The sequence below is a fragment of the Limosilactobacillus caecicola genome (genome assembly GCF_943192935.1).
Classification (GTDB): domain Bacteria; phylum Bacillota; class Bacilli; order Lactobacillales; family Lactobacillaceae; genus Limosilactobacillus; species Limosilactobacillus caecicola.
Genome location: NZ_CALPCI010000004.1, coordinates 106,377 through 130,726 on the forward strand (window position 1 = coordinate 106,377; position 24,350 = coordinate 130,726).

Genomic DNA, 24,350 nt, shown 5'->3' on the forward strand with positions numbered 1-24,350 from the left:
ACTCGCCCTTACTGGAACATCAGTAAGGGCGAATTTTTAATTACAATTATCTCACAGCCTTTAACATCATCATTCTAATAATTTAAACGTATTGATGACGTTCGGACAACACACCAAAGATGGTGAAAAGGATTGCGACGACAATCAATACCACAATACTTGCGGTCCACTGATGGGTTTGCGTATTGAGGTTTCCCGTAATGATCGGGCCAGTTGCCGCAATTAAATAACCCACTGATTGTACCATTCCCGAAAGTTTTCGGGTAGCAGTTGGCGTTGTAGTTTTCAGACTAAACAGGGTCATGACCAACACAAAAGCCCCGGTAGAACCCGCTCCAGACAAGAAGGCAATGATCGTAAAGTAACCAAACGACTTTACCGGGAATAGCATCATTATTGCCCCGATCAAAGAAGCAATCCCCGTCCCCAGCACCAGGGGTTGGCGATTCGTCAGCTTAGTGGCGAGGACCGGAACCAGGAAGGCAAATGGAATGGCAAACAGCTGGAACAAACCTGCTACGAGACTCGCTTGGTCACCACTCAAGCCGGCATCCATGGCGATTGTTGGCAACCAGGCCACCACGCTATAGAAAACAAAGCATTGGAAAGCAAAGAATAAAAGTAGCAACCAAGCATTTTTGTTCGTCCACATATTAACGTTATCATTTGAAGCCTCTGGAGTACCTTGTCCTTGGTCCCGTTGATTGTATTTAAGATTGGGCAACCAACAAACTATGGTTACCAAGGCAACTAAACTAATGATAATGACTGCCGTTTGCCAGCTGCTCAGATGGGAAATTGGTGTGATCGCATATGCACCAATTGCAGAAAAGGCCGCCATCGATGTGTTGTAAACCCCCGTCATTGACCCCACCTTGTCGGGGTACTTATCAGAAATAATTGCTGGTAACAAGACGTTGATGCAGGTAATGGCCACACCGACTAGAACGGTCCCCACCATTAACATACTAAAATCAATGATTCGTAAGTAGGAACCAACGACCATGATAACTAGCGCGATCGTAATCGTGATTTCATTACCAATCCGTTGGGCAGTATTAGAAACTACTGAAGAAAGTAAGCCAAAACAGATTAAAGGAATCGTGGTGAGAATTCCCAGACTAGTTGGGGCAACATGAAAAGTGGCCGCAATTTCGTTAATGACCGATGGGATGGAAGTAATTGGCATCCGCATGCACGCACCCAATAAAATTAGCCCCACAATGAGGAAGGGACTATGTTGTTTGATTTTATTCATTTCAATAACGCGATCCTTTCATTAAATATTGCGTCATTCCATTATATCATATTAGTTAATTTATATCCCGCCACTCATTTGGGAAGCTAGGTATTAAAAAAGTCCCGGCCCAACGGGACCAGAACCTTTCATGAATTATTAATCTGCTAATTTACCAACCACCGGAAGGCCACTCAAGACTTTATCACCGTGTGGAGACTTGTTGAGTAAGACCTCGGTGAGGTCTTGACCGGCAACGTTGCCGTGGTGCTTGCCACCTTGCCAAGCTGCCTTTCCGGTGACGTCATAAACCGTACCAGAAACCGCAACGTAAGCTGGTTGACCATTTTCACCATTAAATTTGGCGAGTTCCGCATGAGTAAAGATTTTTTCAGTCATCATGAAACCTCCTTAATTTTGAATGGGTCATCATTATAAATGGACTTCCCCACTTTTTCAAATTTCTAGCTTGACATCTCAAATTGAGCATTATATTATAATGACAATTAAATTAGAAAACACTTAGAAAAAGATGAGTAGCGTTTCAACGTTTTTACAGAGAACCTGGTTGCTGAGAACAGGAACTACGAAGATTCGCGAAGATGGTCTTGGAGTAAGACAAGGTGTGAGCTAGCTTTAGTAAGCACTGCGCGGTTGACACTCGATACTGTGTCTAAGTTTACCAATTGGTGAACTTATCGAGGGTATGGCCGTGAGGCGGTACCAAATTAGGGTGGTAACACGTTAGCAAACGTCCCTAGAAACGGTAGTAATACTGTTTCTAGGGACGTTTTTTATTTGCCCCACCCCATCACTCATCGCTTTATGAAGGGAAGGATCGTTTTATGCCAGAAGTCAAACCTTATCGTTACGATATTGTAGGAAGTTTTCTCCGTCCACAAAAGCTCAAAGAAGCCCGGCAACAATTTGCGAATGGCGAAATTGACCCAGCTGCACTGACCGAAGTTGAAGATCAGTGTATTACGGAATTGATTAACCACGAAAAGGAGATTGGTTTGCAGGCCGTCACCGATGGCGAATTCCGACGCAGCTGGTGGCACTTAGACTTTCTGTGGGGCCTCAAAGGCGTGGCCAAATATGATTACCGGCAAAGCTACAAATTTCACGGTGCGAAAACCCGGACCGACAATGCAGAATTAGCTGGCAAGGTAGCCTATAATCCTGACCACCCATTCTTTAAAGCCTTTAAATTTACAAAGCAAGTTGCCGGTGACGATGCAGCCGCTAAGCAAACCATCCCATCACCCACGATGCTCTTCCGCGATAACCGTTCTGATAATTGGCCCGAATTTTACGACCAACGCGCTGACTACCTGAACGATTTAGCGAAGGCTTATCACCAAACCATTCAACACTTTTATGATTTAGGTTGTCGCTACTTACAAATTGACGACACCACCTGGGCCTTTTTGATTAGTAAATTAAACGAAACTAAGGACCAACCTGAGGAACATCAAAAATACGTTCAACTTGCTGAAGATGCAGTGCAAGTAATTAACGGTGCCCTGGAAGGCCTGCCAGATGATTTGACGGTCACGACCCACATCTGTCGGGGGAACTTTAAGTCAACTTTCCTCTTCTCCGGTGGTTACGAACCCGTTGCTAAATACTTAGCACAATTAAATTACGATGGTTTCTTCCTCGAATATGATAGCGAACGCGCTGGTGACTTTTCACCACTCGCCACGATCTGGAACAAGCGGTCCAATGTTCGCATTGTCCTCGGGTTGATCACCTCCAAGAATGGTGACCTGGAAGACAAGCAACAAATTATCGACCGCATTCATGAAGCTGCTGAACACGTTCCATTGGAAAATCTTTGTTTGAGCCCCCAATGTGGTTTTGCCTCAACCGAAGAAGGAAACGTGCTCACCGAAGACCAAGAATGGGCCAAGCTCAAGTTGGTCGAAGACATTGCTAAAGAAGTTTGGGATTAATTAATTAGGAATATTAAAAAAGGAGATTTTAATTATGGCTAAAGTTGAAAGTTTTACGTTAGATCACACCAAAGTAAAGGCACCTTACGTTCGTTTAATTACTGTGGAAGAAGGACAAAAGGGCGACAAGATTAGTAACTACGATTTACGGTTAGTCCAACCAAACGAAAATGCGATCCCTACCGCTGGCTTACACACCATTGAACACTTGTTGGCGGGTCTCCTTCGTGACCGTTTAGATGGGGTCATTGATTGTTCCCCATTTGGTTGTCGAACTGGTTTCCACTTAATTACGTGGGGTGAACATTCCACTACCGAAGTGGCCAAAGCACTGAAGTCTTCATTAGAAGAAATTGCGTACAAGACAAAGTGGGAAGATGTCCAAGGGACCACCATTGAATCATGTGGTAATTACCGTGATCACTCCCTGTTCTCCGCCAAGGAATGGTCAAAGAAGATTTTGGACGAAGGGATTTCTGACCAACCATTTGAACGCCACGTAATTTAAATAGTCACACTATTTGAGCATATTGGAGAGAGGGTAATGAGATGCGACAGAAACACAAAAAGCGAATTTTATGGTGGATCATTGGGATCATCATTGTGGTGGTGATCGGTGGCGGACTGAGTTTCGCCGCCAATGGTGGTCAAATTGGTAAAAAAGAAATTACGGTGGGAACCATTGGCCCCGATGTTCAGGTCTGGCAACACATTGCCAAGAGTAAGCAGGCGAAAAAAGCCGGGTTAAAGATCCGCGTGAAGAGTTTTACCGACCCGGTTTCCTTAAACAAGGCGACCGCCAGTGGTGAAATTGATGTCAACGCCTTCCAATCCTGGTCCTACCTGCAAACCTATAATAAGGAAAACAAGACGGCCCAATTAGCCGCTCTCGGAACAACCTACCTGGAACCGATGGGAATCTACTCCGACCGTTACCATAAATTAAGTGAGATTCCGGACGGTGCCACTGTCGCCATCGCTAATAACCCTGCCAATACTGCCCGTGGCTTATTGCTCTTGCAAAGTGCCGGCTTGATTAAATTAAAGTCCGGTTTTACGTCAACGAGCGGGACGAACATGATTGCCTCCAATCCCCATCATTTAAAGTTCAAAGAAATTGATGATACCACCGGACCCCGGGTTTTGAAATCAACGGACCTCGTCCTGATTGGAAATACCATTGCCTTGACCGGTCATTTAAACGTGCTCAAGGATTCGATCTATCACGAAAAGGTCAACCAAACGACGAAGAACAACATTAACGTGCTGGCCACGGCCAAGAAGAATCGCAACAACAAGACCTACAAGAAATTAGTGACCCTCTACCACAACAAGCAAATTCAGGCCTGGATCACTAAGAAGTATCAAGGAACGAAAGTGGAAGTTAATAAACCACTCAGTTACCTGCAAAAATAATGAAAACGGGAGCGTGACAGAAGTCGTTTACGACTTCGTAGTCACGCCCCCGCAAGCAACAATAGGGCTCCAGCATCCGGTAAAACCGAATGCTGGAGCCCATTGTTGTACTGCGCTGTTCGTATTAAAGCAATCTTTCAGGGATTATGTCACAGCCCCGTTTGTCTTTTGATCATAATTATTCATGTTGGCCACGTAAAATGTTCAGTCCGGCAATTAGCATAACAATTGCCAAACCAACCATCCACATTTGTGCCCGATCAATCATCGTCACTGCTGAGGACGCATTGGCAACCGACGCAGAAACAATTGACAAACCAACGGCCCCACCAATTTGGTGAACGGTATTCACCACCCCAGAAGCCGCACCGGCGATATCATCACTGGTATTAGCCACCCCAGCAACGGTCAAAGGACTCATAATCAGGCCCTGACCAATGCCAATAAAGACCATTGGTAAGGCTACCCCGAGCCAGTAGCCATGTTGAATGCCAATCACTGCGCCGAGGATTAAGCCAAAGGTATCAATTAAGGCCCCACCGATCAGGACGGTCGTGTTAGAGAACCTGAAAGTTAACCGCGCAACCAATAATGAAATTCCAAACTGAACTACCGTCAATGGCAGGAAAGCAATCGCAGCCATCAGTGGGGTAATCCCAAAGACCCGTTGCAGTGCCTGTGGCATAAGGAAGAAGTAAGACATGCTCACTCCCAGCATGAAGAACCGGGAAACTAAGGCGCTAGACCGTTGATTATCCTTGAAAATTTCCAGCGGCATTAATGGGTGCTTCGTTTTGGATTCAATGATTACAAAGCTAATTAAGGCGACGATTGTCACAATGATTGCGGCGCCACGATAGCTTGTCGCATCAATGCTGTAGACCAGTGCACTGAAACCAATAATTGAAGTAATCGTCCCCCACCAATCAATGCTCGTTTTCACCGCTTGCCCATTAACTGGCTTCACATGCCGGTATGACAACACTAATAGGATGATCCCCATTCCCATATCAAGATAAAAGCCATTCCGCCAACTCGAGTAACTGGCAATAATGCCACCAACGATCAAGCCTAGACTGGTCCCAATTCCGGCCGTCGCACCGTAGTAGGCAATCGCCCGCGTCAACGTTGGTCCAGAATAGTAATCCATTAACAGGGCCAAGGTGGCCGGTGCTAACAATGCGCCCCCAACACCTTGCAAAGCCCGCATGGCGATGAGCATGCCTTGATTTGTCGACAGACCAACTAAGAGCGACGCAATGGTGAAAATCCAAAGGCCGGCTAATAAAACAACCCGCCGGTTTAAAATATCCCCAAGCCGGGCCCCAAATGATAGAAAGCCACCAAAAGTGAGGGCATAGGCATTGCTTACCCACGCAATCATGAGGCTGTTCATATGCATATCACGACTAATTTGCACCGTACTCGTAAACACGAGTGAATTATTCAATAAAATCAAGAAGTATGAAATCAGCACAATTGGTAAGATGATCCCAAATTTGCCTTGATTTTCGATTGTGACGTTTCCCGTTTGCTTTTGCAATGTTCATTCCTCCCTTGAATGATTTAATGATTGCTTTTAATTGTAGGGAGAAACTGTCACCTTGAAAATTACTAGTTAACTATGGTAGATTACGTGTGACGTAAGCTAGGGGGGTGCATCATGATCGACAATTATTTATTAGAATACCTCGTTGCCTTTGCACAAACTGGCACCATCGCTGGTGTCGCAGAACAATTAAGCGTCACCCAACCAACCGTTAGTCGTGGTCTCAAGAAACTGGAAGCACTCCTCGGGGTAACGCTCTTTGACCGCCAGCCACAAAAAATCACCTTGAACGCGACCGGGCAATTTGCTGCGCAGCGGGCTGCTGAAATCTTAGCTAGTCAGCAGGAATTCCAACAGGCCATCCAGCATTTTGCTAAGCAAAACCAGTTGCTACGCGTGGCGGCCACGTTTCCTGGGCCACTGCTCTTGTTAAAGCAGTTGTCTGGACAACTGAACCGGCAATTATCAATCAACACCACACCACTCACTGTTGATGAATGGCCACCATTATTACTGAACCACCATTATGGCTTGATCTTCAGCAGTCAGGAAATACAGACGGACGCAATCGAATCGCGTTATCTCGGCAATGAACGACTAATGATCAAGATTACTAAATACAACCGCTTGTTTGAGCGGTCAACCGTCAATTTTAACGATTTAAACGGTCATGAATTCATCGTCGCGGGCCAAACCGGGGAATGGCAGACGATTATCGAACGGGAGATTCCGCACGCCCAGTTTCTGTACCAAAGTCAATCCGAAGCAATGCAAGAATTGATCCAACATTCTAACTTTCCCATTTTTAAAACTAACATTACGCATTACTTAGAACAACAGGATGGTCGGCACGATCGCAAAAGAAAAATCATCCCCATCCAAGATTCCAAGGCGATCCTACCGATTTACGGTAGTTATTTAAAAACGACCCGGGCAACTGTTAAACCGGTTCTTGACCAACTCGCGGCTGATTTGGCACAAATTGATTCGGCAAAATAATAGTTAATAAATCGGCTCCTTTTTGTTGACAGGCAACATAAAACGTAGTATTCTCCATTTATGTTGATAAGCAACAATATTAAAAGGAGAAATACTTATGACCAAATTATTAGTAATTCAAGCGCACCCGCATACCGAAAATAGCCTTTCATTAACCGTTGGTAAGACCTTCATCGATACTTATCGTCAGGCCCACCCAGACGATGAAATTATTATCCGCGACCTTTACACACAAAGCGTGCCGCCACTTAATGATGTGACCATCAACGCTTGGAAAAAGGAAAAGTACGGGTTACCAATGAACGCCGAGGAGCAACAGCTACTCGCTGAACATATGAAGTGGTTGAACGAATTTATCGAAGCAGACAAGTACGTGTTCATTAACCCAATGTACAACGGTTTTTTACCTGCCGAAATGAAACAATACATCGACCTAACGGTAGTGCCACGAAAGACATTCCGCTACACATCGAATGGCCCTGTCGGTTTACTGACTGGTAAAAAGGCTCTTCACATTCAGGCAGCCGGAAGTGTTTATCACCATGGGGATGCCAAATTAGCAGCCAACGACCTAGGTGATCTCTACCTCACAAGTGTGTTAAAATCATTTGGTGTAACAGATGTTCAACAAATCTTTATTGAAGGAGCCGACGCCCACCGTGACCAACGTCAAAACATCTTAGAGGCAGCCATTGAGAAAGCTCGTCAGGTGGCGCAAACCTTCTAATATTAATAGTGAGGCAACCAACATGGGTATTCATCCGCAAGACGATCTTTTTACATTACTCCGCCAAGTTCGAACTAACCAAAGCGATACTGGCTCTCAGGAACAAAAATGGATCATTAACCACCTTAGCGATCCAAAATTGCGGGCCATGGTCCCTCACCTCTCAATCATCGCCCTCCATATTCTTTCCGCACTGCAAACACAAAATGTGCAAACGGGAATCGCCCTCGCTGAATCATTGGGGGTAACCCGCGGTGGAATAACCCGGGCAGCTAAAAAGTTATTGCAGTACGGTTTAGTTACCACAGAAAAGCTTCCTAATAATCAAAAAAATATTTACTACCAACTCTCCCCTCAAGGACGGACGATTGCCCAAGTACACGATCAAATGCATCAAACGTTGGAACAGCGTTTTGCAGACAAAATCAATGCGAAGTATTCGGCCGCTGAGCTCAAAATCGTTACTAGTTTTTTAAACGACGTTATTAAAATTGAAAGCAATATTCTAAATTAAGAGGGGTTACGATGGCAGCAAAACTTAGTAAATTTAATGGCATCTTCAGCATTATCATTAACGTAGTGCCATTTCTGATCTTCCCAATTTTAATCACCCAACACGGTGACGTCTTCACCAATATCATACCGTACGCGATCTATTACGCTTTTCGTCGTTCGGCCTTAATTCTCTTTCGGGACTGGGAGCATCAGGCTGATCAGCTCGGTTGGCTTGGGCTGATCGCCGGGGTAGTTGGCTACGGTTTGGGGGTGTTTGGCCAGTTAACCCCCTTATTCTGGGATCTAGCTGGTGCGGGCGCCGGGATTGCATCGGTTCTATATTCAAAAGCACTTAGTCAAGCCAAACGCTTGTCCAACCGACAACCTCGTCAGCCGGTTCAATCAAAAACGGGGCATGGTACCCAACTCATTTCTCTGTTGGGAGTCATGATCTTGCTTGGCATCATTGCCATCCTAAAGATCCCCACAGTTAACTTTGCTCTGATGTTAATTATTTCCGTGCTGGCCCTGATTGGGTATTCGACACGGCCATTTCAAATCACCCGACCATCCCACCTCCACTGGGCCAATTACGGATTAGGGATCCTGTTGCTCTTCTCGATGATGTTAATCGCGATTGGTCGTCAGCAAGGCATTGGCCAACCGATCATTTGGGGCCTCGCACTCCTCTTGGTTTTCCTCATCGTGATGATCATACTATTAGCCATTAACTGGTACAATAACCAATCGTCAACGAAGGGCTTTCGCCTCCGCTCAATGCTTTACGGAGCGTGCGCACAATACTGGACAATGTACAGTACCGTGTTTATTGGCGCCATTTATGGGGTCAAGCTCTATTATTGGGTTATCGTCGCTTATCTGGCGGCCATTTTATTTGGTGGGTTAGTGACGAAGTTGATCTACCGCCTGTTACCGCTGAGTCGGTTGCACATTAACGTTTTGATGATCGCTTTAGGAATCCTCATGACCTTTTGGTTGCCATCCTACTTTGTGGGGGTCTTTTTCATCCGCAGTTTTGCTAACCGTGAACAAAATAACACGATTGACCTTTATGAACAGACAACCCATAACTATACGACCTCTTATCTAATCAACTATTACTATTCGATTGCCGCTGGCTTGGTTTCACAACTAGTAATGTGGGGAAGCCTCCTCTTCTTTGCCAAAGATACTGGTTTAAGTAAGGTGCTCAGTGCTTTCACCTTTAAAACCGTCACTGGCCAAGAGAGTCATGCCATCACTATGACCCATGCAACCCTCGCCTGCTACATGTTACTGTTTATCGCTTATTTATTACTAACTGCTAAAAAGCAAGATGCCGATTAATCTTCGGCATCTTGCTTTTTTAAGATTGCTTTGGCATGTTGAATTTGTTTTTGGACTTGATCAAAACCGGTTCCCCCGAGTGAGTGCCGCCGTTGCACAGCGACCGTCGGTTTGAGAACTTCATACACTGTTTCGTCAATTTGCGGGTTAATCTGTTGGTACTGTTCAAACGGAATGTCTGCCAAGTCCACCCCCGTCTTTAATCCCTTTAAAACCAGTTCACCAACGATTTCGTGGGCTTTTCGGAATGGGATTCCCTTAGTCGCAAGGTAATCGGCCAGTTCGGTGGCGTTCGAAAAATCATGTTGGGTGGCGTACGCCATCTGATCTTTCTTGACCTGCAGGGTTTTGATCATCCCAGTCATCATTTTCAAGCAAGGCAAGATCGTCTTGACCGCGTCAAAAACCCCTTCCTTATCCTCTTGCATATCCTTGTTATAGGCCAATGGAAGTCCCTTCATTACCGTTAGTAATCCCATCAGATCGCCGTAAACTCGCCCGGTCTTGCCCCGAATCAGTTCGGCTATATCCGGATTCTTCTTTTGAGGCATGATCGAACTCCCCGTAGAGTACGCATCAGATAATTCGAGATAACCAAATTCATAACTGCACCAATAGATAATTTCCTCAGCCAAACGCGACAGGTGCATCATTAAAATGCTGGCGTTGCTTAGAAATTCTAAGGCAAAATCACGGTCAGAAACGGCATCGAGGGAATTGGCATAGGGGTGGTCAAATCCCAGGAGGTCACTCGTCAGTTGACGATCAATTGGGAAGGTGGTTCCTGCTAATGCCGCTGCTCCTAATGGTGAAATGCTGGTGTGTTGCTGATTAAACTGAAACCGTTCCACATCCCGCTGAAACATTTGAAAATAGGCCATTAAATAGTGGCCATATGAAATGGGTTGAGCGTGTTGCATATGGGTATAACCCGGCATGATCGTTTCGACATTGGCTTCAGCTTGCTGAACTAAAGCGCCTTGTAGGGCTTTGAGTTGCTTAATCACGAGTGGTAACCGTTCCTTGACGTAGAGGTGAAAATCAGTCGCTACCTGGTCATTCCGACTCCGTCCCGTGTGTAACTTACCCGCCACCGGGCCAATTTCGGCGGTTAAGAGGGCTTCAATATTCATATGAATATCCTCATTTTCAACCGTAAAATGTAATTCCCCGGCCGCCAATTTGTTTTGCAGGTTTTCGAGTCCGGCAATAATCTGGTCAGCATCATCTGATGCTAGAATTCCCGTTTGCTTAAGCATCTTCACGTGGGCTAAGGATCCCATGATGTCTTCATTAGCCATTTCCTGGTCAAAAGAAATTGACGCCCCAAATTCGTCAATGGATTGGTCGCCGGCTTGTTCAAACCGACCACCCCACATTTTTTTAATCGGCATGCGTAACCGCCCCTTTCTTACCCTGGGCCGCCTTGTTTTGGACTTGTGCATAGACCTTACCTGGTAATTCCCAAAGTTTGATAAACCCGGTAGCCGCTTCCTGATCAAATTCATCCGCCGACGTGTAGGTGGCCAAATTCTTGTCATAGAGTGAATTTGGTGACTTCCGACCTTCACAAATCACGTTGCCCTTAAACAATTTGACCCGAACGACACCATTAACGTCCGTTTGTGTTTCTTTGATAAAGACGATGAGGGCCTTCATCAGTGGTGAAAACCACAGACCGTTGTAAATAATTTCGCTCATCTTTTGTTCCAGTACCGGTTTAAAATGGACAACTTCCCGTTCCAGCGTCAGATCTTCCAGATCCTTATGCGCTGCTAATAGCACCGTAGCGGCCGGGCATTCGTAGATTTCCCGGGACTTAATGCCGACTAACCGGTTTTCAACATGATCAATCCGGCCAATCCCGTTTTCACCAGCCAGCTGGTCCAATTGCATGATCAACTGGTCGAGTGGTAACTCTTCGCCGTTGATTGCAGTTGGAACGCCCGCTTCAAAAGTGATTTCTAACGTTGTTGGCGTGTCTGGAGTCTCTTCAATTGGCTTAGTCCGTTCATAGGCGTCTTCCGGAGCAGCAACCCATGGATCTTCGAGAAGGCCGCATTCATTCGCCCGTCCCCAAAGGTTTTGGTCAATTGAATACGGACTAGCTTGGGTGATGGGGACCGGAATACCATTGTCTTTAGCGTATTGAATTTCTTCCTCCCGCGACCAGTGCCAATCCCGGATGGGATCCTCAATCTTCATGTCTGGTGCTAACGCATGAATTCCCGCTTCAAACCGGACTTGGTCATTACCCTTGCCAGTACAGCCATGGGCAATGGCGGTCGCCCCATATTTCTTCGCCACCGCGACTAACTTTTGGACAATCAAAGGACGAGACAGCGCTGATACCAACGGATACTTTTGCTCATACATTGCATGTGCTTGTAAGGCCGGCAAAACAAAGTGTTCAGCAAAATCTAGCTTGGCATCCACCACGACTGATTCCACTGCCCCAACTTCCAGTGCCTTGGCCTTGATTGCTTCAAGGTCCAACCCTTCGCCGACGTCAATGCAGCAAGCAATGACGTCGTAGCCCTTGTTTTTTAACCACGCGATAGCTACTGAAGTATCCAAACCACCTGAATATGCTAATACGATTTTCTCTTTACTCACGATCTCGTCCTCCGTAGTTAATATTTATTAATCAATTGGGTATAATATACGTCTTGCTTGAATAAATATCTAGTGAATTCGCATATTTTTCATAATTTTCGCATATTCATTGAATTTAGAGGGATCACTTATTCTTTTTTGACTAGACGAAAAAGGAGCCATGAATCTCGTCATTATTGACGAATTTCACAACTCCTTTTTATTTGTCAAACGATGCTGGAATTACAATATCATCAATTTCTGAATGGTTGCCATCAAGCATTTCTAGTAACGTGTCGGCTGCTCGTTTACCCATATAGTCAGGATTCTGTGAGATCACTCGCGCACTGGGGCAAATTGCCTTAATCAAACTTGTATCAGCAAAGCCTGTCACCTGAATTTTTTGAGGGTCAATTAGTTCATCTTGCATTAATTGGGGCAAGAATTCTAGCAACCAGCGTTCCTTCAAACTAAACAGAGCCGTCGATTCTCCAGTTGTCAAAAGTTTGACCAAATGTGTGTAGACTTCATCGTGGTTAAAATTCTGTTCATCAATTTCAATTAAGTCTACATTAGTTGAACTGTCCATGATCCCACGGTAACGTTCTCGACGAGTTGATGCCTGATCAATCTGTGCTGATAGAACTACGATATGCCCAAACCCCTGCTTCACAAAAGTATTTGTCATTTTTTTTGCAGCTTCGTAATTATTTGTTACTACTTGTGGCCATGGCGACCTCTTCAATTCACGATCTAAAATCACGACCGGAAATTTTCGCGTTAACGTACCCTTAATGGAATCAGTATCGTTAGTTAATGGTTGGAAAATCAATCCGTCAAAGCCGTGCAGGTTCACTGAATTCAGTAAATGTTGTTCATGGTTTAAATTTCCACCTGAGTCTAAAAGTACTGGTACGTAACCAGCTTTTTCTAGTTGACGTGAAGCACCCTTAAAAACTTCGGTTGAAAAATAATCAGCAACGTTAGCTACAACAATTGCAACAATCATACTCCTGTTATGCGACATCTCACGAGCTGCTGAATTAGGAATGTAGTTAAGTTTTTCAATGGCCCCTTTAATATTTTCAGCTGTCGCTGCGGTCATTTTATTCGTCTTACCATTTAAAAAGCGGGAAACTGTTGCTACTGATACTCCCGATAATGCTGCGACATCACGAATTGTGGGTCGCTTTTTATTTCCATTTTTTGCCAACTTTGTTCAACTCCAATTTTTACTCTTCCTCATTGTACATAATTTTTGTGCAAAGTTCACGAAACGATCAGTTAAAAATGCATGTCGCCCTTCTGGTTAACGGGTTAACCAGAATATTTTTTTAAAATTAGTTGTAACCTATATATTCCCTATAATTTAGGCAGTTTCAATAATAAATTACGTTTGCTATTTTTAGGTTAACCGGTTACACTACATTTGTAAGCGATAACATTATCAACTTGATTGGAGGAATTAGATGAACGACCGAACTTTAATTGATCCGCAAAAGTTTGCCCTTAAATTTGCCCAAACTGCGATTAATCAAAATGTCAACAACGACCAGTTAGTCAAAGAAGCAAAAAAATTCCTGATGAGTTACCTAACTGCTTACTACCTCGTCGAAGACTTCAATGATATCGAACGACAAAACTTTGGGGATGCAAGCACCAAAAAGTTTGAAGATATGACTTTCGAAGAATTATTAAATCGTGTTCGTGAACTAAATAAGTATTAAGGAGTAACACTATGACTTTAATTTTAAATACATGGATCTTTGAAAAAGATATCCAGAATGGCATTAGTCAAGCTGAACTAGTGGACAGAGTAAAAAAACTTGGAGCAGACGGCATTGAAGTGCGTCGTGAATACTTTACGGATCTTGATACTGAATTACCCAACATTGCTAAAGCCACGTCTGCTAATCACTTAATTGTTAACTATAGTGTGCCTGACGTTATCTTTAAAGACGACGGTTCCATCAATCCCAAACTAGCTCAATATTTTGCAGAGGGCCAAAAGATGGGAATTAGTAAAATTAAATTCAATACGGGTCACTTTGATCGGTATCACGGTAATTTAATTACTGATTTTGCAAAATTACCATTATCCGAAATAAAAATGAACGTTGAGAATGACCAAACACCGGTTTCTGGCACTCCGGATGCCATCATGAGCTTTTTAAAGGCAGCTCGTCAGTCCGGCCTTAATAGTATTGGATACGTTTATGATCTCGGCAATTGGGCTTTCACTGGCTTTAATGCGATTGACGCTGCCAAAAAGTTGGCTCCCTTCTGTGACTATATCCACTTAAAAAATTCAATGTTAGACGCTGAAGGCAACATGACTACGACAGCTAGTTTGAGTAAAGGAATGTTCAATTGGCAGATTATCATTAGTTACCTACCTAAAGACGTTCAGTTTGCTCTTGAGTTTCCAATGAGTAGTGATAATTTAATCGCTTCTCAAATCAAATTATTTAATTCTCACAATTAGCGTTAACTCAGAAATACAGGTGAAATAAATTGTCTTCAACTATTATCGCAATATTATTATTAATTACCTTCATTGCCTTTATTTTCTACATTATTAAAGGCGGCAATTTAATGATTGGCTTCTTCATCATGGCCATTCTTTGGTCAATTATTGGATTAGTACCATTTGACGTTGCCATTAAAAAAGTCTTTGCTGAACCTGCGTTAAATTACGGGCCAACAATTATTTACATTGTCTTCGGTTCTTGGTTTGGTCGTGTATTAGTCGATAGTGGCATTGCTCCCGGCATTTCTGCCGCTACTAATAAAGTCGGTAAAAGAAAGCCGTTATTGGCAGCCGTGCTGGTTGCTCTTGTAACTTGTCTCATTTTCGTCAGCGCTTATGGAGTTGGATCAGTAATTGCAATTGGAGTTATTTTATTACCAATCTTGTTATCAATTGGGATGTCACGTGAACTAGCACTTTCTCTATTTGCGCTATCCATCGGCGCGCCAATGTACATCAACGTAGTTCTTTACAACCAAATTAAAGCCTTTTTCCCGAAATCTGTCTATGGTGGTAAATACCTTCAATTTGGGATTTGTGCAATGGTCGTCCAAATGGTGATTGTGTTAATCTTCCTGTTCCTACACCGGAAACAAATTAACCCAGCTAACGCTGATAAAAATCTCGCCATTATCGGTGCTAATGATAACGCTGACGACATTGCAAAAGTATCACCAGTTACCTACATTGTGCCGATTATTCCCGTGGCAATGAACATGTTATTTAAGTGGGATGCCATTCCATCACTAATTTTTGGTGTCCTCATTGCAATGTTGCTCACTGGGCAATTCAAGAACTATAAACACGCAATCAAGTTTATGAACGATACAATTGCTCAATCAATTAGCGATATTGCTGGCCTGGTCATGTTCTTGATGGCCCTAACATTCTTTAGCGGAGCAGCTTCAATTGATGCTGAAAAATTCCGCCCCATTATTTCAGCGGTGCTCCCCCACAGTACACTAATCCTTTGTATGGCATTTGGAATTCTTGCACCATTAGCTCTTTTCCGGGGACCATTACAGGTCTGGGGTGCTGGTGCTGCAACCGCCGCAGTTTTGGCAGGGACCGGTATCTTTAGCGACGCTTTTATGTTGCCTTTAATGTATACAGCAACCCTATTCGCTGTCTCAACTGATATCACTCAATCATGGAATGTTTGGGGACTAAATTACATGAAAGTCGAATCAAAAGATTTCTTGAAACTCGGTGTTCCAGTGATGTGGATAGTCTGTATTATTAACGAATTACTTGTTTATCACTTCTTTGGTTAGAAAGAGAGGATTTTATTATGAGTGAAGTTATTACAATTGGAGAACCAATTATTACTTTTGCATCTGAAGAACCAGATGTGTCACTAGTCGATGCTTTGGAATGGAATAAAATCATGGGTGGTGCTGAATTAAATGTGGCAATTGGCGTTAAACGTCTCGGCCACTCCGTTCAATATATCTCCAGAGTTGGTGAAGATCCCTTCGGACAATTTGTCAAAAAGACAATTGCCAGTCATAAAGTTGGCACAGACTACATTTCTTATGATCCTGATCACTGGACAGCTCACCAGCTTAAACAACGAGTCACCAAGGGAGATCCTCAAATTTACAACTATCGTAAAAATTCTGCTGCTTGCCACCTTACAAAGGACATCATTAGCAAAGTAGATTTATCTGACGTAAAAATTGCTCATATGTCTGGTATTTTCCCTAGTATCTCGGACACTGCTGAAGAAACATTTCGGACCCTTTTTAAACGTCTTAATGATCAAAATATTTTAACGACATTCGACCCAAATCTTAGAAACACTTGGAAAAGTCACGACTACATGGTCAAAACTGAAAACGAATTGGCTGGATTCGCAGATATCGTAATGCCTGGAGTTGAAGAAGGAAAAATCTTAATGGGTTCTGATAATCCAGAGGAAATTGCCGATTTTTACCTGAAAGGTCAACGAACTAAAACAGTTATCGTCAAAATTGGCTCTAAAGGTGCTTTTGTTAAAAATACTGATGGCGAAAAGTACACCGTTCCTGGGTTCCATGTTGATCAAAAAGATATTGTAGACACTGTTGGTGCCGGCGACGGCTTTGCTCTCGGCGTGATTACCGCATTACTTGAAGGAAAGAATATGAAATCGGCTGTAATGCGAGGCAACGCTATCGGAGCTCTACAAATCCAAACATTAGGTGATAATGATGGTTACCCTACCCCAGACGAGTTGAAAAAGTTTTATTCTGAAAGGCAGGTCAGTGAAGACTAATGAAATTACAAGTAGCCATTGATCGAGTCAGTCTCGAACAAGCAAAAAAGGTTGCCGCTCAATTAGACCCTTTTGTCGATATTATTGAAATGGGAACATCACTTATTAAAGATTATGGTTGCAATGCCCTTAAGAAAGAACAATTAGGAATTCATCACGCAGAACTTCTGCTTGACACAAAAACGATTGATGAAGGGCAATATGAATTCGAAAAGGGCTATGCGGCCAACGCAGATATTCTTACGGTCATGGGTGCCGCATCTCTAGGAACACTAGAAACCTGTTACAAGGTGGTAGAAAATTATGATAAACAAATGTTCATTGACCTAATGGAATTAGATGCTAACAAAACTGCACAGATTGTTGGTTTTGATCATGCAATTTATGGAATTCATCACGCTAAGGATAGTAAGTCAAATTTCGACGCAGCCGATTCAGTTGCTGAATTTCATTCTGCTTACCCATCCGTAAAGCGCATCAACGTTGCCGGTGGGATTGATCTTGACCAGGCTAGTAAATTAAAGCAGCAAGGAATCGCAGAAACTGTGATTGTCGGAAGTAAAATTATGAAAAATGACGATCCAGTTGCTGCAGCAAAGAAATTTATGAAGGTGATTAAATAATGACATTAGTAAAGCAAATTCAAGTAGAAATCGATGAAGTGTTAGAACTAGTTGATGAACAACAACTAGACAATGTAGAACCACTATTAACTAAAGACAAACGAATTTTTGTGCTTGGTGCAGGTCGTTCTGGTTTGATGGCACGAGCCTTCGCAATGCGGTTAATGCACATTGGTTATCAACCATACGTGATTGGTGAAACCATTACTCCATCCGTCCAAGCCGGTGATGTCCTGGTAGCCGTTTCTGGATCTGGTAATACTAAGAGTATCGTCGAATTAGCAGAAAAAGCAAAAGATAGTGGCGCAACTGTCATCGGTGTGACCAGCAATAAAGAATCCAAGTTAGGCCAGTTAGCAAAACAAGTGATTATTGTCCCGGGTGCTACTAAAGCTGGTGACGGTGTGAAATCAATTCAGTTGTTAAGTACCCTCTTTGATCAAACCGTTCACATCACTTTAGATGTTCTATGCCTGAAGCTTAGTCGGCGCGACCATACATCAAACGCTGCTGCCGCTCATGCGCACAGTAATATGGAATAAAACAAAAAATATCGGTGCAAAATCAACTGATTTTGCGCCGATATTTTATTTGTAACACCGAAAAAACACCCAAGAATCGAATGACTCTTAGATGTTCTTTACTAATAATCAATAGTATTTGACCAATTTATTCTAACCTCTTCATTGATTCGAAGGAGGCTTGAATAAATTATCTTATAAGGAACCTTAAGCTAAAATCACTTGGCATAACAGATCCTAATTGTGAAGTCATTATTCGTCCTGCCATTATTTAAGCTTAATTTTTGTTAACACAGCCAATTTCTCACACAAGGCATCTTGAAACCTTTCGTCATCTACCCGTTGATCATACTTTTCAGGTTGACGATGATAATAACAATTTCCAGATTTTTGCGCTGCTGGGTCATCACTCTGACTCAACCAAACTTGACCTAAATAGCCTTCCTCCAAATCATCATTAGCCATACTACCACCCATCCTTGTCGGCACCCATCCAGGGTCAACGGCATTGACAGCAGTATTATCAAAGGACCGGGCTACCTTTTTCATTAACAACATTACAGCTAGTTTAGAACTAGAGTAATCAAGGCTATTTTCTATATGGTCAATCTCTAATTGAGATCCAATATGCATTCCTGAAGCAACGTAAATTAATCGCTGTGGTTGCTTGATTAAACAAGTTAATACATATGGTGCTGCAACGTTAACTCGGTAAGTTAAATTAGCGTCACTGGTATAAACACCGGCATTCTGGATAATTGCATCCATTTTCCCCCAAGAATTTACTTGTTGGGCAATTTGTTTCACTTCTTCAGGCTTACTAAGGTCACCAACCGCGATTCCTTTAATACCTGGTAATTGTTCCCTTAATTCAACTGCTTTAGCATGGTTTCTAGCATGAAGATAGACTTCATTACCATCTTCAATTAACTTCTTGCCAGCTAAATATCCCAGGCCGGTAGTTGAACCCGTAATAAAAATCTTCTTCATCTTTTCACCCTAACTTGATCTCAAAACTTCCGCTGGTATTTGTTAACTGCTGTAATTTATGAGAACTGATTTCAACAGTTCCCAGATCAACCTCATTAAAAATATCATGATGATTTTGACAAACTAATACCAAAGAATGATATTCCAAACAATATTTTAATTGCCCTGCAATGGCTTTTTTACTAGTAGCGGATTTATCATAACCCAACTCACCAACTGAACCATAAATTTCAAGATTGGAAAAGGGCTGGTAATCACTCTGAATTGGTAAACACTTCACTAAGTTTTGAGCCGTTTGATTATTCTTTAAGGTAATTACATAGTCCTGATCGTCAATTACAAGTTTGAACATTAGCGAACCTTCAACCCGTTTAATTGCTTAACTAAATCTACATCGTGCAGATCAGCAATAAATTCATTCCGATCGAACGAAGAAATGATGTCCATTTCAACTTTAGTCAACTCAAAATCAAAAATATCAAAATTACTTTCAATTCTTTCTTGATGAACTGATTTAGGAATTGTAACAACATTGCTTTGTAAATCCCAACGTAAAATCACTTGAGCAATTGATTTATGATATTTTTCGGCAATCTCTGCCAAGATTGGATTTTTCAAAATTTGACCACCATGGCCTAATGGGCTCCAGGCCTCTGGTTGAACATTTTCTTCTTTCATGATTTGCTTAGCAGCTTTTTGTTGAAAGTATGGATGATATTCAATTTGATTAATAGCTGGTGTAACTTCATTATTTAAAATTAAGTCAACCAATCGATCACTACCGAAATTCGATACTCCAATTGCTCTAATTTTGCCTTCTTTATACAATTCCTCCATCGCCCGCCATGCACCATAGTAATCTCCAAATGGCTGATGAATTAGGTATAAATCAAGGTAATCTAGCTGTAGTTTTTCTAAAGAAGTTTCAAACGCCTTCTTAGCTTTTTCGTAACTAGCATCTTGAATCCATAATTTAGTAGTAATAAAGAGGTCTTCACGGGCAATATGACTCTTCTTAATTGCGTTACCAACTGCTTCTTCATTAAAGTAAGCCGCCGAAGTATCTAACAATCGATATCCAGTATTTAATGCCCATAAGACGCTTTGTTCACATTCATCTTGATCTTCAACTTGATAAACTCCAAAACCCAATTTAGGCATTTTAATTCCATTGTTTAGTGTTACGTATTCCATTATTTTCCTCCTTATGGAATAAAAAGCTGTTCTCCATCTGGGTCAACATCAGGAGAGTAATTTAAGTAACCTTGAAACTTCCAAAACAAACGACGATTATTTTGGAGGAAATTATTAACCTCCTCATTAGCTGTCATCGCAGAGTATTGTTTTTCTAGTGCTCGTAAGTTTTTAATAATCGCAATCAAAATTTGACCTAAACTACCGTTAACGTCCTGAAAAGTACTTTGCAAATTAAAATACTGCAATTGCTCATGAATTTGTTTTTTTGCAATCTTAACCTGTCTTACCAATTCTGGATTGCTTTCTTTTTCGCCTAATTGATTTAATTTATTAAATTGACTTAATAACTGTGGCAAAATCAACTTGATTTCATTCATAATTTTCCCCACCTTTTTCTATCCAGCATAGGACCGACTAAAGGATTGGCCAGCTTGCACAACCCTCCGAACAATCCGTAACCGTTCTTTTTCGAATTCAGCCATAATTTCACTACCAGTACTATATTTATCCGTAAGTTCGGCCAGGATTGCTGCATCAGCTAGTGAAGTATTAAATCCATTCGCTGTCATTGGAGTTAAAGCATGGGCAGCATCGCCGACTAAAGTAATCGGGCCACGTGATAATTTGGTAGCAACATATTCACTAATTGGGGTACCGACCATAAAGTTGTTTTCCAAAGCAATGTCAACTGCCTTAGCATAACTGGCTGGGAAACAACGCTTAGCTTCCCGGCGCAATTCAGTTTTCAAATCATTTGGAAAGCTAGCACCATTTAATGAATGAATCACTTGATTATTCTTCACAGCACCAGACTGATATAGGTACTCATTACGGCTATTGTCATACCAGGCAATCCCCAGTTGGCGATGACCTCGTTGAATGCTACCATCCATGCCAGGAGTAACTAAGGCAAACAGGAAATCACCTCTTTCGCCATCATATTGCATAAAGTCGGGGGTCCTTTGCTCCAACCACAAATTTTCTGGCAGGCGTTCTTCTTCTACAATTCCGACCCATAGTTGATACCCAGCAAATTCTGCAGTTGGCTGTTCCGGATTAACGTACTTCCGTACTTGACTGCGACCGCCATCTGCACCAACTAACAGATCTGCAGTATATTTTTCATTATCTGTAATTGCGGTTGCGGATGTCCCGTTTTGAGAAATTCTCTTAACCCGAACATCATATTCGATTTGAATATTAGGATCTTGTTCGACAGCCCGTTGAAGGCGTTGGTGAATCATTCGCCAAGACTCGATTCCACGACCATCTCCTGCCGCAACGGCTCGCAAAAAGTGTGCTAATGATGATTGATCACGAGCACCGGCATGAACAGATAAAACTGCACCACGACGATCCTGTTTTGGTGCTCGTTCTAAGATAGTTGATGAAATACCTTTTTGTGATAAAGCTAAAGCTGCCATCATTCCAGCAAGCGAACCACCAACAACAATCGCTGACTTTACTTGACTCATCTAAATCCCTCCAATGTTAATTGTTGGTTTTAGTATATCTGGAGAAATTGATCTGAGGAATTCTCAAAATAGTATAATAGTATTAACTAAAAGGTAAATACCAGTGGAGGTGTTTTCGTTGTTGTACAATTCTCAATTAAACTATTTTATTCTGGCAGTGGAAGAAGGGAGTTTCACTAAAGCCAGTAAAAAATCATTCTTATCACCAGCTGCTTTTATTAAGCACATTAATAAGCTAGAAGAAGATTTAGGTATAACACTATTTAACCGGACGCCGCGGGGGATCACATTGACTCCTGCTGGCAAAACGGTTTTTCAGGCGGCAAAACAAATTATCGCACTTTCTAATCAGACAATTGCAGCAGCTAAAAGCCAAGAAACCACTAGCAATAATTCCATTAAAGTTGGCAATTCATTACTTTATCCTAGTCAGCCACTTTTTGATCAGTTATTACCAATTTTGAATCAAAATCCCCAGCTGCAGTTACAAGTAGTTTCTATTTCTAACTCCACAGATACCAAAAACAGTCCAGTTAATATGTTGGGGGACCAAATTGATATTTTTGCCGGTATTTTTCCATCCGATATGTGGAACCATTCTTGCCAAGGCCTCAAATTGGCTAATCTTCCTCTAAGGATTGCTGTGCCGCGTAATAACGATTTAGCCAATAAGAGGCAATTAGAACTTGGTGATTTGCAAAATACAACCTTATTTATGGTTGAACCGAACAGTACTCAATATATCGATGTGGTCCGCCATCAATTGGAAAAAGATTATCCAGATATTAAAATCAAAACAGTGCCCCCGTATGATATCGATACTTTTAATCGCGTGGTCACTGATAATAAACTTATTTTGACAGTTGACATGTGGCTAAATGCACATCCTTCATTAAAAACTGTACCTGTTAACTGGCATTACACAGTTCCATGGGGAATCGTTTATTCTTTGCACCCTTCCAAAAATGTTGAGAACTTTATAAAAGATGTGGATGATAATATTGTAAATTAGTTTTTATACACGACTTTTGCTGATTAAGTATAAGCTATCAATACCTCCCCTGATACTAATTACAGCCAAACTAAAAAGCGTAAAAAAAGCCTGTTATAACAACGTTAAACGTTGCTATAACAGACTTCCGTAAATTTATTAGTCGTTTATAACCAGGCCACCGTCTTTTTAACGGGCCTGCTTTTTTGTATACATAAATTATACCATAAGATTTCATATAAAAAAGAGCGCCTATTAAGCGCCCCAACCGGTTCGACTCAAGTAACGAGCTGAAGTCATTTTGCACACCGGTGTAATTTTCCTCATTGTGCCTAGTAAGCACATTAAACATCTAATTAAGTGGTTGCTCAAGTAGCACCCTTGGCGCAAGCTTCGGCAAGCGCCTTTTTTTATTTTACATCTAAAATTCCAGTCCATCATCTATTTTCTTAGACTTTTTTCGATTGGTAGTTTGTTCTTGCATTCGCTTCTTTTTGTTGGTATTGCTATTTGTCTGTTCATGTTGAATGATGCACTGTCGCTCTCTCTGCCGTTGCAGTTTTCGTTCCCGCTCAGTTTGAGTATTCTTGAGTTGCCAATCCGGGACTTTAGTAATCCTATTAAGCAATTAAGTTCGTAATGCAAAAGTATTTTGTCATACGAGACTATGGTTGGAGGGACGATTGTCATCTTCCCTTCACCCTTGCGACCGATCGACTGTTCCATTCAACTATACCAATTTGATATGTCCACAAATTGGCTTTGAGATTCCACTGTCGATTTACTTATGATTCGCCATAAGTAACAACACCGACCAAACAGTTCGCATTTGGATTTCCGATTCACTTTTTGTGGCAACAACAAAGTAAAATAAAAAATGCCCACCTTATCACTGACGATAAGGCGGACAACAGTCACGTACTTTGAAGAGCAAAGTACGCAAACTTAGTTATAGCTAGCTATGAGCTAGCCACAAATATACTAGTAGTAACCAAAATATATTTCTGACTACTGGTAAATATCTCTTACGAATATACGTTTTTTTATCGCAGACACAATCTTGACACACAAAAACACAATTTTAAAAAACTGTGTGTCTGAAATTGTGTCTGGACAACAATTCACATCTATTCAAAAGGATTCAGATTACTTTAAAACTAAACAAAAAAGCCTTCATATCAGTGTTTTGCAAACACATATGAAGACTTAAAAATACTTATAAAAAGTAACTTATGCTGACTAAAGTCGCTGTTTTGTAGTAGCTGAGGTATTGGTACGTCAACATTTGACTCTAAACGTGTTAAGGTTTTGTGTTAATTTCATGGTCAGAAACTATGGTCAAAAGCTGATGTAACGGGAATCTAAAGCATTTTGGATTATTTCATCTAAACGATTAACTTTCAGCTAAAACAAACTTTTGCTTTGTCAAAGTTTATTAAACAA

The 24,350-nt window shown here is 41.9% G+C and carries 25 protein-coding genes; 14 read left to right on the top strand and 11 right to left on the bottom strand.

The annotated features are described in order from the left end of the window. Positions 1 to 82: 82 nt before the first annotated feature. Both NFR43_RS06830 and NFR43_RS06835 read right to left on the bottom strand, forming a co-directional pair. Complete coding sequence (locus NFR43_RS06830) at positions 83 to 1,258, bottom strand: CynX/NimT family MFS transporter (RefSeq protein WP_251547739.1); 1,176 nt, start codon at positions 1,256 to 1,258, stop codon at positions 83 to 85. Positions 1,259 to 1,396: 138 nt separating this feature from the next. Then, positions 1,397 to 1,639 (bottom strand): cytochrome b5 domain-containing protein, encoded by a 243-nt coding sequence (locus NFR43_RS06835; protein ID WP_407658144.1) that lies wholly within the window; start codon positions 1,637 to 1,639, stop codon positions 1,397 to 1,399. Positions 1,640 to 2,082: 443 nt separating this feature from the next. Between NFR43_RS06835 and NFR43_RS06840 the strand changes: the two genes are divergently transcribed. The 3 genes from NFR43_RS06840 to NFR43_RS06850 are packed head-to-tail and all read left to right on the top strand — an operon-like array spanning position 2,083 to position 4,611. Beyond that, a complete protein-coding gene (locus NFR43_RS06840; protein ID WP_251547744.1) occupies positions 2,083 to 3,195 on the top strand; it encodes a vitamin B12 independent methionine synthase in 1,113 nt (370 codons plus the stop codon). A 34-nt stretch (positions 3,196 to 3,229) separates the two neighbouring features. Beyond that, positions 3,230 to 3,703, top strand: a complete 474-nt coding sequence (locus tag NFR43_RS06845) for an S-ribosylhomocysteine lyase (RefSeq protein WP_251547746.1) — start codon at positions 3,230 to 3,232, stop codon at positions 3,701 to 3,703. A 41-nt stretch (positions 3,704 to 3,744) separates the two neighbouring features. Continuing rightward, the gene (locus NFR43_RS06850; RefSeq protein ID WP_251547747.1) at positions 3,745 to 4,611 is read left to right on the top strand and encodes a MetQ/NlpA family ABC transporter substrate-binding protein; all 867 of its coding nucleotides are present in this window, start codon (positions 3,745 to 3,747) and stop codon (positions 4,609 to 4,611) included. A 178-nt stretch (positions 4,612 to 4,789) separates the two neighbouring features. Here NFR43_RS06850 and NFR43_RS06855 read toward each other — a convergent pair whose 3' ends face one another. Then, the gene (locus NFR43_RS06855) at positions 4,790 to 6,154 is read right to left on the bottom strand and encodes an MFS transporter (protein WP_251547749.1); all 1,365 of its coding nucleotides are present in this window, start codon (positions 6,152 to 6,154) and stop codon (positions 4,790 to 4,792) included. 120 nt (positions 6,155 to 6,274) lie between these two features. Here NFR43_RS06855 and NFR43_RS06860 point away from each other — a divergent pair, with 120 nt between their 5' ends. The 4 genes from NFR43_RS06860 to NFR43_RS06875 all read left to right on the top strand — a co-directional run bounded on the left by NFR43_RS06860 (position 6,275) and on the right by NFR43_RS06875 (position 9,728). After that, entirely contained in the window at positions 6,275 to 7,159 is an 885-nt protein-coding gene (locus tag NFR43_RS06860) for a LysR family transcriptional regulator (RefSeq protein WP_251547752.1), read from the top strand. Between the two features lie 97 nt (positions 7,160 to 7,256). After that, positions 7,257 to 7,886 (top strand): FMN-dependent NADH-azoreductase, encoded by a 630-nt coding sequence (locus NFR43_RS06865; protein WP_251547754.1) that lies wholly within the window; start codon positions 7,257 to 7,259, stop codon positions 7,884 to 7,886. Between the two features lie 22 nt (positions 7,887 to 7,908). Next, positions 7,909 to 8,400: a MarR family transcriptional regulator gene (locus NFR43_RS06870; RefSeq protein WP_251547756.1), complete on the top strand. Its 492-nt coding sequence runs from the start codon at positions 7,909 to 7,911 to the stop codon at positions 8,398 to 8,400. An 11-nt stretch (positions 8,401 to 8,411) separates the two neighbouring features. Then, positions 8,412 to 9,728 (top strand): hypothetical protein, encoded by a 1,317-nt coding sequence (locus NFR43_RS06875; RefSeq protein ID WP_251547758.1) that lies wholly within the window; start codon positions 8,412 to 8,414, stop codon positions 9,726 to 9,728. Here the strand turns inward: NFR43_RS06875 and argH are convergent. From argH to NFR43_RS06890, 3 genes are all read right to left on the bottom strand, one after another. Next, positions 9,725 to 11,122 carry an argininosuccinate lyase gene (gene argH, locus NFR43_RS06880; protein WP_251547760.1) on the bottom strand — a complete coding sequence of 466 codons (1,398 nt, stop codon included), beginning with the start codon at positions 11,120 to 11,122 and terminating at the stop codon, positions 9,725 to 9,727. The genes NFR43_RS06875 and argH overlap by 4 nt on opposite strands. Continuing rightward, positions 11,112 to 12,344, bottom strand: coding sequence for an argininosuccinate synthase (locus NFR43_RS06885; protein ID WP_251547762.1), 1,233 nt, complete (start codon positions 12,342 to 12,344; stop codon positions 11,112 to 11,114). Before NFR43_RS06885 ends, argH begins: the two co-directional genes overlap by 11 nt. Positions 12,345 to 12,543: 199 nt before the next feature. Beyond that, positions 12,544 to 13,536: a LacI family DNA-binding transcriptional regulator gene (locus NFR43_RS06890; RefSeq protein ID WP_251547764.1), complete on the bottom strand. Its 993-nt coding sequence runs from the start codon at positions 13,534 to 13,536 to the stop codon at positions 12,544 to 12,546. Between the two features lie 256 nt (positions 13,537 to 13,792). On the opposite strand from NFR43_RS06890, the gene NFR43_RS06895 reads away from it, so the two are divergent. Genes NFR43_RS06895 through hxlB form a run of 6 tightly spaced genes read left to right on the top strand, consistent with a single transcriptional unit; the run spans position 13,793 to position 18,275 of the window. After that, the gene (locus NFR43_RS06895; RefSeq protein WP_251547766.1) at positions 13,793 to 14,050 is read left to right on the top strand and encodes a hypothetical protein; all 258 of its coding nucleotides are present in this window, start codon (positions 13,793 to 13,795) and stop codon (positions 14,048 to 14,050) included. 11 nt (positions 14,051 to 14,061) lie between these two features. Next, complete coding sequence (locus tag NFR43_RS06900; protein ID WP_251547768.1) at positions 14,062 to 14,808, top strand: sugar phosphate isomerase/epimerase family protein; 747 nt, start codon at positions 14,062 to 14,064, stop codon at positions 14,806 to 14,808. Positions 14,809 to 14,837: 29 nt separating this feature from the next. Next, positions 14,838 to 16,127: a transporter permease gene (locus NFR43_RS06905; protein WP_251547769.1), complete on the top strand. Its 1,290-nt coding sequence runs from the start codon at positions 14,838 to 14,840 to the stop codon at positions 16,125 to 16,127. A gap of 17 nt (positions 16,128 to 16,144) precedes the next feature. Continuing rightward, complete coding sequence (locus tag NFR43_RS06910) at positions 16,145 to 17,110, top strand: sugar kinase (RefSeq protein WP_251547771.1); 966 nt, start codon at positions 16,145 to 16,147, stop codon at positions 17,108 to 17,110. Beyond that, complete coding sequence (locus tag NFR43_RS06915; RefSeq protein ID WP_251547772.1) at positions 17,110 to 17,733, top strand: orotidine 5'-phosphate decarboxylase / HUMPS family protein; 624 nt, start codon at positions 17,110 to 17,112, stop codon at positions 17,731 to 17,733. Before NFR43_RS06910 ends, NFR43_RS06915 begins: the two co-directional genes overlap by 1 nt. Further along, complete coding sequence (hxlB, locus tag NFR43_RS06920) at positions 17,733 to 18,275, top strand: 6-phospho-3-hexuloisomerase (protein ID WP_251547774.1); 543 nt, start codon at positions 17,733 to 17,735, stop codon at positions 18,273 to 18,275. Before NFR43_RS06915 ends, hxlB begins: the two co-directional genes overlap by 1 nt. Before the next feature lie 246 nt (positions 18,276 to 18,521). On the opposite strand, the gene NFR43_RS06925 is transcribed toward hxlB, so the two are convergent. From NFR43_RS06925 to NFR43_RS06945, 5 genes are read right to left on the bottom strand one after another with little or no spacing between them, the layout of a single operon-like run. Further along, entirely contained in the window at positions 18,522 to 19,244 is a 723-nt protein-coding gene (locus tag NFR43_RS06925) for an SDR family NAD(P)-dependent oxidoreductase (protein WP_251547776.1), read from the bottom strand. Positions 19,245 to 19,248: 4 nt separating this feature from the next. Continuing rightward, on the bottom strand, positions 19,249 to 19,596 hold the full coding sequence (locus NFR43_RS06930; RefSeq protein WP_251547778.1) for a cyclophilin-like fold protein: 348 nt from the start codon (positions 19,594 to 19,596) through the stop codon (positions 19,249 to 19,251). Beyond that, complete coding sequence (locus tag NFR43_RS06935) at positions 19,596 to 20,438, bottom strand: aldo/keto reductase (protein ID WP_251547780.1); 843 nt, start codon at positions 20,436 to 20,438, stop codon at positions 19,596 to 19,598. The genes NFR43_RS06930 and NFR43_RS06935 overlap by 1 nt, the downstream gene beginning before the upstream one ends. A gap of 11 nt (positions 20,439 to 20,449) precedes the next feature. Next, complete coding sequence (locus NFR43_RS06940; RefSeq protein WP_251547782.1) at positions 20,450 to 20,818, bottom strand: hypothetical protein; 369 nt, start codon at positions 20,816 to 20,818, stop codon at positions 20,450 to 20,452. Between the two features lie 18 nt (positions 20,819 to 20,836). Next, the gene (locus NFR43_RS06945) at positions 20,837 to 21,916 is read right to left on the bottom strand and encodes an FAD-dependent monooxygenase (protein ID WP_251547784.1); all 1,080 of its coding nucleotides are present in this window, start codon (positions 21,914 to 21,916) and stop codon (positions 20,837 to 20,839) included. Between the two features lie 118 nt (positions 21,917 to 22,034). On the opposite strand from NFR43_RS06945, the gene NFR43_RS06950 reads away from it, so the two are divergent. Continuing rightward, positions 22,035 to 22,928, top strand: a complete 894-nt coding sequence (locus NFR43_RS06950) for a LysR family transcriptional regulator (RefSeq protein ID WP_251547786.1) — start codon at positions 22,035 to 22,037, stop codon at positions 22,926 to 22,928. Positions 22,929 to 24,350: the final 1,422 nt, after the last annotated feature.

Bases quoted from the DNA above. Each gene is read 5' to 3' on its own strand.
- NFR43_RS06830 (WP_251547739.1), bottom strand. From the start codon at position 1,258: ATGAATAAAATCAAACAACATAGTCCCTTCCTCATTGTGGGGCTAATT.
- NFR43_RS06835 (WP_407658144.1), bottom strand. From the start codon at position 1,639: ATGATGACTGAAAAAATCTTTACTCATGCGGAACTCGCCAAATTTAAT.
- NFR43_RS06840 (WP_251547744.1), top strand. From the start codon at position 2,083: ATGCCAGAAGTCAAACCTTATCGTTACGATATTGTAGGAAGTTTTCTC.
- NFR43_RS06845 (WP_251547746.1), top strand. From the start codon at position 3,230: ATGGCTAAAGTTGAAAGTTTTACGTTAGATCACACCAAAGTAAAGGCA.
- NFR43_RS06850 (WP_251547747.1), top strand. From the start codon at position 3,745: ATGCGACAGAAACACAAAAAGCGAATTTTATGGTGGATCATTGGGATC.
- NFR43_RS06860 (WP_251547752.1), top strand. From the start codon at position 6,275: ATGATCGACAATTATTTATTAGAATACCTCGTTGCCTTTGCACAAACT.
- NFR43_RS06865 (WP_251547754.1), top strand. From the start codon at position 7,257: ATGACCAAATTATTAGTAATTCAAGCGCACCCGCATACCGAAAATAGC.
- NFR43_RS06870 (WP_251547756.1), top strand. From the start codon at position 7,909: ATGGGTATTCATCCGCAAGACGATCTTTTTACATTACTCCGCCAAGTT.
- NFR43_RS06875 (WP_251547758.1), top strand. From the start codon at position 8,412: ATGGCAGCAAAACTTAGTAAATTTAATGGCATCTTCAGCATTATCATT.
- argH (WP_251547760.1), bottom strand. From the start codon at position 11,122: ATGCCGATTAAAAAAATGTGGGGTGGTCGGTTTGAACAAGCCGGCGAC.
- NFR43_RS06895 (WP_251547766.1), top strand. From the start codon at position 13,793: ATGAACGACCGAACTTTAATTGATCCGCAAAAGTTTGCCCTTAAATTT.
- NFR43_RS06900 (WP_251547768.1), top strand. From the start codon at position 14,062: ATGACTTTAATTTTAAATACATGGATCTTTGAAAAAGATATCCAGAAT.
- NFR43_RS06910 (WP_251547771.1), top strand. From the start codon at position 16,145: ATGAGTGAAGTTATTACAATTGGAGAACCAATTATTACTTTTGCATCT.
- NFR43_RS06915 (WP_251547772.1), top strand. From the start codon at position 17,110: ATGAAATTACAAGTAGCCATTGATCGAGTCAGTCTCGAACAAGCAAAA.
- hxlB (WP_251547774.1), top strand. From the start codon at position 17,733: ATGACATTAGTAAAGCAAATTCAAGTAGAAATCGATGAAGTGTTAGAA.
- NFR43_RS06925 (WP_251547776.1), bottom strand. From the start codon at position 19,244: ATGAAGAAGATTTTTATTACGGGTTCAACTACCGGCCTGGGATATTTA.
- NFR43_RS06930 (WP_251547778.1), bottom strand. From the start codon at position 19,596: ATGTTCAAACTTGTAATTGACGATCAGGACTATGTAATTACCTTAAAG.
- NFR43_RS06935 (WP_251547780.1), bottom strand. From the start codon at position 20,438: ATGGAATACGTAACACTAAACAATGGAATTAAAATGCCTAAATTGGGT.
- NFR43_RS06940 (WP_251547782.1), bottom strand. From the start codon at position 20,818: ATGAATGAAATCAAGTTGATTTTGCCACAGTTATTAAGTCAATTTAAT.
- NFR43_RS06945 (WP_251547784.1), bottom strand. From the start codon at position 21,916: ATGAGTCAAGTAAAGTCAGCGATTGTTGTTGGTGGTTCGCTTGCTGGA.